This is a genomic window from Terriglobia bacterium (genome assembly GCA_020072565.1).
Taxonomy (GTDB): domain Bacteria; phylum Acidobacteriota; class UBA6911; order UBA6911; family UBA6911; genus JAFNAG01.
On record JAIQGI010000116.1, the window covers coordinates 1 to 6,167 of the forward strand.

The following is a 6,167-nucleotide window of genomic DNA, read 5'->3' on the forward strand; positions in this document are numbered from 1 at the left end:
CTTTCAAGTATGCGAGCCAAAACGGCACCTGAAAGAGAATAACCCACCTCAGTCACAGCCAGCACTACCCATGGTGATCTCACTTCATTTTCCTTCTACAGAGTCCCGATTGGCCGGTAAATTTCGCCAAAATCCCATAACGCGGAATTGAAACGGTTCCCACCGGTTCAGTTCATCGCATCTTATCAGCAGCGGAGGGGCCTGCCTGCAGGGGGGTGCGCCCGGAGGGTGAGAACAGTAGCCAGCTTGTCCTTCCTATGTGCCATCATTCCAAGTCCGTCCGCGTCATTGCCTTAAACGACCGTCCTATTTGATTGCAGTGAGCGTCGTTTTCGTTCCGCTGCCAGGCGTGAAAATTTTATTGTCACGCAACTGCTGACGATATCCGTCTACCTTGGTCATCGATAACGAAAACGGGTTGAAGAGATAGTAATCGATAAACGGCGCCTGTGGGACTCCGTCGAATAATTGGAGAATCCCGTCGGAGAACAGACCGCTCAGGCGTAGAACTGGTGGGGGATTTTGGGGTTGTCCCTCAACTACCACAAAACGAACATATCCGCTTACGTAGGCGCCATCTATCCAGATACTCAATTCACCGCTAATGCCGTTTTGGGTGACCATTGTGAAACTGTAGGATTTGACCGCAGGAACTAAGGGCAGAGAGGAGAATTGACCGCCTGCGTCGGTAAGCGCCGTTCCCAGGATGGGAAGATCGGATTGTATCTCTAGCCGTCCCTTGGTCATTTGGACGCTTGGGAAGAACTGCCATAGGTACTGTGGTATGTGCTGATTTGGCTGAAGCACCTGACCCAGATTACTTACCTGGGCGTTCGTTTCGGAGAACAGAGTCAGCTGCGTCATTGCCGCAGCGGTATTGGGGTTCGCAAGGGCGAGGGCGATGGTAGAGAAATCATCAAACGGGATAGTGGCAAGATAAGTCTCGCTGGAAGGCAGCACGCCGATGCTATCCACAACCCTTCCTTCGGACAGTACATAATAGGTCAGTGTTCCCTCCAGGAAACTGGTTAGGTCTTGGCCCGACGCCTTGATTGTGGCAAACCCCGCTTCAACCCCGCCTGACCCAGTAATCCGCACGGTCCGGGTCGCACTGGGCTCCAGAGAAAAATCCATTTTCCCATTTGTGATGGCATTCCCGTTCACCAGTGGACTCCAAGCCTGTCCCGAAGCACGGAATAGACTGAGCGTGCCATTGTAGCTACTTGTCCCACGATTCGTCAGATTCAAGACGGATTCATAGCCGCCTCCTACTGCAATTTGGGCAAAGGCCAGATCCTTGCGTGGGTAAAGGTTTTGTGCGTAGGTCGTAATCGGCAGAATCAGGAGGAATGCTGCAAGAGAGCTTCGCGTTCGCATTGGATACCTCCATCCGTAAAATAAGTTTTGAAAATCCAATCCTTGTGAAGAAATAGCGCCGATATCGATGCGTCAATTCTCTTTATGCGGGTATGCTAGAAGCTTGGCATTTGCACGCCCCTTGACAGTGGCAACTATCTTTCCCTGCTGGATACTCCAAACCCGGAGCGATTTGTCAAAGAGCAGGGCGATGCTGCCGACTTCGTCTTCAAATCCATAGGCATTTGTAAGCGTATTGTACAGCGAAAACGATGCTACAAATCATGGGAATCTTAGAGTTTTCATACACGTCTCCTACCGGCATGACGGATTGATCTCTCACAGTCACCAAAAACTGAGATCATCGATCTCGCTCTCCGGGAGTGCGGGGGCAACCGGCGGCGGTCTCGAACGCAGAACGAGGCGGAGTTAAACCAGCTATAACATTATTCTCATAGGCCCGCCCGGATCAGGCAAGACCATGCTCGCGCGCCGCCTGCCGGCGATTCTCCCCGCCATGAGCTTCGACGAGGCGATCGAAACCACCAAGATCCACTCCGTGGCCGGGCTGCTCTCCGAAAAGGACGGGCTGATCGGCACCAGGCCCTTCCGCGCGCCCTCAGCATATGTGGAGGAACGGCGTGCCTGGATTCTGCAACAGATGGGGCAGTTGGGCGGCATCGCCTTCATCAGGCGATTCTGAGACCCTGTCCGTCGCCGAATGGCTCGTGCCTCTGAATTCGTGTGCCTCGATTCGAAATTCTATCTTGAACTCAACCCGCTGAAGTTTCAGAACATGTGCAGGGAACCATGCATCAGCTCCATACCGCCATCTAGCATGTGAACGGATCAATTCCTCAAGGCAGTTTGGTGTTAGATGCAGAAAACAGCCCGGAAATCTTCACCTAAGACCCCTCCCACGCCCCTTCCACAGGAGGATCTTGTGTAAATGCAAATATTTGGCGTGGTCCGGCTCCATTGCCTAAATTGTCCCTTGGGAAGAGGGAACTTTTGTCGGCCGGTCTTCGTATAGAAAATCTATAGAAGTCGTTCAGTGCGGAGGTTGCATGAGTCAGGACAGGTCTGATCTTCTGCGCGGCACCTTGGATATGTTGATTCTGAAAACTCTGGCCCTTGAACCGATGCACGGGCTGGGCATCTCACGACGCATCGAGCAGATCACCATGGGAGCCTTTCAAGTGCCGGCAGGTTCCCTCTTTCCCGCCCTGCATCGCCTGGAGCAGGAGGGTTGGATTTTGGGTACATGGGGGGAGTCGGAGAACAACCGTCGGGCCAAATACTACAAGCTGGCGCCGGCGGGCCGCAGGAAACTGGATGAGGAGCAGAGGAATTGGGAACGTATTGCCCTGGCAGTCACAAGAGTGCTGGAGACAGTGTAAAGGGGGCCGGACATGCCGGTGTTTGCGCGAGTGGCGAACGCAGTGCGCTCCTTTTGGCGCAAGGATCGTCGGGAAAGAGAGTTGAGTGAGGAAATCAACTCTTATCTGGAAATGCTGGTGCAAGAGAAGATCAAGACCGGGATGAATCCGGATCAGGCACGACGCCGCGCGCGTGTCGAGATGGGCGGGCAGGAGCAAGTCAAAGAAGAATGCCGCGATGTTCGGCCGGCGCGCTGGCTGGAAGACCTCTGGCGGGACGCCCGCTACGCCCTCCGGATGTTCGCGAAGAATCCCGGAACCACGGCGGTCGCTGTGCTTTCGCTAGCCGTGGCCATCGGTCCAAACACCACGCTGTTTAGCGTCGTGGACCGACTGTTCTTGAAGCCCGCCACGGTTCAGGGGAGCTCACAAATATTCTTCCTCTACGCCAAAGCCGACCGCGCGGGCGTAATTGAAAATACCACCTATCCCGATTTTCTGGATTACCAGGCGCGCGGGCGCGATGTGGCCGATTTCATAGCCGCATTTGGCCACGGTGTGATACTCAACGTGAACGGCGCCAACGGACTCGTGTCCGCGGAAATGGTTTCCGAAAACTATTTCCCGTTGTTGGGGGTACGTGCCGCCGTGGGACGGACACTGGTGGAGAGTGACGCCCGCTTCGAAGGCGCGCCTCCCGTAATGCTGAGTTACTCGCTGTGGCAGCGGAAATTCGGCGGGGCGGCCGATATCGCCGGCAAGACCGTCATGATTCAGTTCCAGCCGTTCCATGTCGTCGGAGTGGCGGCACGCGACTTCCGGGAGCCGATCCAACACGTGACGCCCTTCGACATGTGGGTTCCGTTGAGCGCCGCCTCCCTATTGGACAGGATAGCTCGCAAAGATCTGATGCAGCGCGGCAGTATATCGGTGGATGTCACGGTCCAATTGCGCGACGGCGTCAGCCGCCAGCAGGCCGAGACAGCATTGAGCGCCATCGCGACGCAACTCACGAAGGAGTATCCCGCCACGAATCGAGGCAAGGTCGTAGTCCTGCGACCAGTGAACGATCCTGGGAAGGCCGTGCTCGGCGCCATCATACTTTCACTCGTTGGCCTGGTGCTCCTCATAGCCTGCGCGAATGTCGCGGGAATCCGGTTGGCCCAAGGCGAGGCGCGGCGACGGGAGTTCGCGATGCGCCTGGCCCTTGGCGCGGGGCGTTGGCGCCTGCTCCGGCAATTGCTCGCCGAAAGTCTGCTGCTGGCGCTGGCAGCCGCCGGACTCGGTCTCCTGCTCGCACTTTGGCTGATGCAGGCGGTCCCCGCGGTTCTACCGTCGCTACCCATGACGTTCGACCTGGGTCTGCGCGTGGATGCCCGCCTGCTGGCCTACACCCTGCTGCTTTCGATGATCACCACATTAGCCGCGGGTCTGCTGCCCGCTCTGCGCGTTTCGCGTCCGGATCTCGTAGCGGTACTCAAAGGCGAGACGTCCAGCGGCAAATCGCGGTCCTGGTTTCGGGGAGGCCTTATTATTGCGCAGATCGCGTGTTCGCAATTCCTGCTGGTCGGAACTGGCCTGTTGGTGGGGAGCTATTTCCAAGTGCAGAACATTCGGCCAGGCTTTGACACGGGACGGCATGTACTCTTCGCCACCCTGCTCCCGAACGCGGAGCGTCCCAATTTCAACTATGAGGATATGCTCGGCAGGTTACGGGCAGTTCCCGGAGTGCGCCGCGTCAGTTCCGTCCAGGAGCCGCCGCTCAGCGGTTCGGGTGGAGGTGCGCGGCAGGTCTCCATTGCGGGTGTGACAGACGAGCCGGTGGGGATCAGCGGCAATGCAGCGGGCCCCGAGTATTTCACCGCGATGGGCACGGCGATCCTCTGCGGCCGCGATTTCACAACATCCGATTCCGCGGGGGTCGCCATTGTGAACGAGCAGATGGCGCGCCGTTTCTGGGGCGATGCCGGCCGCGCCCTAGGCCAGTTTTTTCGAGTAGACGGCAAGGATCGCCAGATCGTCGGTGTGGTCGAGACCGGCAAGTACCAAGCGCTGCTGGAACCGCCAACGCCATTCTTCTTCCTGTTCTCGCGCGGAGGGGGAACCGTGCTGATCGAGACAGCGGGCGATCCGGCGGCGATGGCCGAATCCGTCCGCAAAACATTCCGGGATGCGGTTTCCGGCGTGACCCTTCATTCGTTGGTCACGCTGCGCCAGCAGATGGGCTTGGCGTTCTTCCTCTGGAAAGCCGCAGCGGGCTTGTTGGGGATCTCCGCAATCCTGGGAATCTTTCTCTCGGGCGTAGGCCTGTATGGCGTAGTATCGCACGGAGTCACTTGCCGCGCCCACGAGATTGGCGTGCGCATGGCGATGGGAGCGCGCACAGCCGATGTGCTGAGACTGGTCCTGCGGCAGGGCCTTTCGATGGTGGCGATTGGGGCGGCGATCGGCATGATTGGCGCGGTAGCGCTAGCTCGGGTCGTTTCCGCGTTCCTCTATCGCGTAAGCCCGGCGGACCCGTTGGCCCTAGCCGGGGCCATGCTGGCCGTAGCGGCGGTGGCGTTCCTGGCTATCCTGATGCCCGCGCGGCGGGCGATTCATACAGACCCAATGACCGTGCTGCGCGGCGAGTAGTCGTGGATTCGGCTCTCTGATTTGTCTGCTAAAGAACCGTCGCGACAGCCCGGAAATTGAATTTTCACTGCGAAGTGGTCTCAGTTTATGGAATTCCGGGGGGTTAACGGATTACTCTGAGACTGCGCCTTAACCCCGACGAAGTCCCGATTTCGGAACCTTCCGCCCGCCTGACATGGATAATTCTTAATTGACCGTGGCGCCATCGGCATCCTCCGGCGTGATAACCAGCACCTGCTTGGGGAACTTCGTCCCAAGTGCCGCCGCTGCGCGGTTGAGCTCCTGCCGGCAGATGTGGGAGTAGCGCTTCATGACCTGCGCCGAGATGTGGCCGACCTAGCCACGGATGGTTCTGTCCGGCAGGGGTTGCGTCCCTATTTTCCTACCAAAGGCAGGCAATTTTACCTATCCTTATAGGACCATGTGCATCGTTGAGCGCCTTACGGCTGCGCAGATCCGGTCTACTGTAAACAGGATGCAATCTGAGTTCTCAGCCACGGTTTCTTTTATTCCCCACGCCGATAGAAAACCCATAGGGAGTGCCCTGTCGGGCGCTGCGCCAGCGGCTCACTTCATACGTCTCTATCAAAAGTGCTCCGGGCGCGACCTTGCGCCATGTTCGACTATTTTCTTCCGGAGCACTTCCGACAGAGATCTAACGTAATACGCATTATGAAAGGGCGCCATCTGTTCACTTGCCGGCGCCGCACAACTGGGCGGCGCAGATAAAACTCCAGACATGTGCTCAGACGCTCATAGCATCGACGATCGGCTTATGCCCTGATGGAAAATGCCGCG

4 protein-coding genes are annotated in these 6,167 nt (G+C 57.6%); 3 read left to right on the forward strand and 1 reads right to left on the reverse strand.

Going from position 1 to position 6,167, the window contains the following annotated elements:
* Positions 1–306: 306 nt before the first annotated feature.
* Positions 307–1,377, reverse strand: a complete 1,071-nt coding sequence (locus tag LAP85_29350) for a hypothetical protein (GenBank protein ID MBZ5500519.1) — start codon at positions 1,375–1,377, stop codon at positions 307–309.
* Positions 1,378–1,837: 460 nt separating this feature from the next.
* On the opposite strand from LAP85_29350, the gene LAP85_29355 reads away from it, so the two are divergent.
* The 3 genes from LAP85_29355 (at position 1,838) to LAP85_29365 (ending at position 5,369) form a co-directional block, all read left to right on the forward strand.
* Complete coding sequence (locus LAP85_29355) at positions 1,838–2,059, forward strand: ATP-binding protein (GenBank protein MBZ5500520.1); 222 nt, start codon at positions 1,838–1,840, stop codon at positions 2,057–2,059.
* A 364-nt stretch (positions 2,060–2,423) separates the two neighbouring features.
* Positions 2,424–2,756: a PadR family transcriptional regulator gene (locus LAP85_29360; protein MBZ5500521.1), complete on the forward strand. Its 333-nt coding sequence runs from the start codon at positions 2,424–2,426 to the stop codon at positions 2,754–2,756.
* Positions 2,757–2,768: 12 nt separating this feature from the next.
* Positions 2,769–5,369: an ABC transporter permease gene (locus LAP85_29365; GenBank protein ID MBZ5500522.1), complete on the forward strand. Its 2,601-nt coding sequence runs from the start codon at positions 2,769–2,771 to the stop codon at positions 5,367–5,369.
* Positions 5,370–6,167: the final 798 nt, after the last annotated feature.